The following is a 1,346-nucleotide window of genomic DNA, read 5'->3' on the forward strand; positions in this document are numbered from 1 at the left end:
ACGCGAACCAAAGTGGTTCTGATAGCGCGTCTGTTCGGCCCGCACCTGGAGCTCGGTAATTTCGAGTGGGTAATGTTCTCTTGCTTGCAAGTCCTTATACAGCTCCTCAGGGCCTTGGTACTTTTGGTCAAAGATCAGAGCTATCGGCCCGGCATAATGGTTGTCCACCCTGCCGCTGCCATTGGCGTCCAGCCTGCCGTTGTACTTGAAACCCTCAGCGTCGGCCACCTCATAGGCCAGCCCGGCATAAGGTTCCCCCGACCCCGTCTCGTCTACCAACTGAAAGCTAGTCCATTTGCCCTGTACCGGACAGGTCAAAATTCGACTATTTAACGGGTGTGTTAACTCTGCATTCAAAGTACTCATCAAATGATCTCCTTATTCGGTACAACCGGGATAAATGGTGCACTGTCTTCCATCAACCATTTGGAAGGTGCTGAAGTCTTTGTAATTTCCATTACAGTATCCACGCTGGTCGTCGGGACCTTTGCCCATACAACGCTTCCAGCCATTAGGTACTTTTACCCAAGTATCGCCCCAGCCTGGCCTTTCCTCTTCGGCCAGTTTGATCTTCATTCGCACGGTCTTACCCGGCAATTGATCAGGGGTAAAAGCCGCTGCAGGACGGTAACGACTCAGGTTGCCTTGTGCATCCATACCTTTGCAGTCGAGGAGTTTCCTGAGAATCCGAGGCTTACCTAACGTGCGAAACATCCACTGACACTGACCGTAGAACTCACTCTCCCCAGCTTCGTTGAAAGTGCTTTTGTACTGTTCGTCTACCTCGTAACGAATTCCAACTCCAGCATTGTCACTACCGAAATCTCCGCGATCTTTACCATAAGTAGCGTTGATTTCCAGCTCGATATGGTTGATCACCAGTGGGCAGCCATTACGGGTTCGATAGACAGCAATTTCGGCGTCGGGTTTATAGTCTTCGCGCCATTTATAGTTGAACACCGGCGCCTTGTTATCTGCAGTCGGCACCGTACAGGTTTCACCTTTGGCGGGAACGTAATAAACCGCCGCCACATACACAAAGTTCGGCGGAAGATCAGCAGTAAAGGTAAAAGTGTTGGCGCTACCGTTGCCGCAGCTTCCCAACACGGGTAAACAACAGAGCAAAACCAAGCGCTGAAATGCCAGATTCATATACCAGTTTCCCCTTTCCAACATTTAGCCTTCTGACATGCCAGGCCGGGGCTCGCCCACTGAAAGCTGGTCCATTCCCCCTGTACCGGGAAGGTCAGCACGCGACTGTTAAACGGGTGCTTTAACTCATTATCTAAAGTGCTGATTGTGTGATGTCCTTATTCGGTGCACCCGGGATAGATGGTGCATTTTTC

The 1,346-nt window shown here is 50.9% G+C and carries 1 protein-coding gene and 1 pseudogene; both read right to left on the bottom strand.

The window, feature by feature from the left end:
- Positions 1 to 366 (bottom strand): annotated as a pseudogene (locus NPS47_RS25140) (lipase family protein); the annotation flags it as partial.
- A gap of 12 nt (positions 367 to 378) precedes the next feature.
- Positions 379 to 1,152 carry a hypothetical protein gene (locus NPS47_RS25145; protein ID WP_274297417.1) on the bottom strand — a complete coding sequence of 258 codons (774 nt, stop codon included), beginning with the start codon at positions 1,150 to 1,152 and terminating at the stop codon, positions 379 to 381.
- Between the last annotated feature and the right edge of the window lie 194 nt (positions 1,153 to 1,346).

This window comes from Pseudomonas putida (assembly GCF_028682475.1).
GTDB classification, from domain to species: Bacteria; Pseudomonadota; Gammaproteobacteria; order Pseudomonadales; family Pseudomonadaceae; genus Aquipseudomonas; species Aquipseudomonas putida_AG.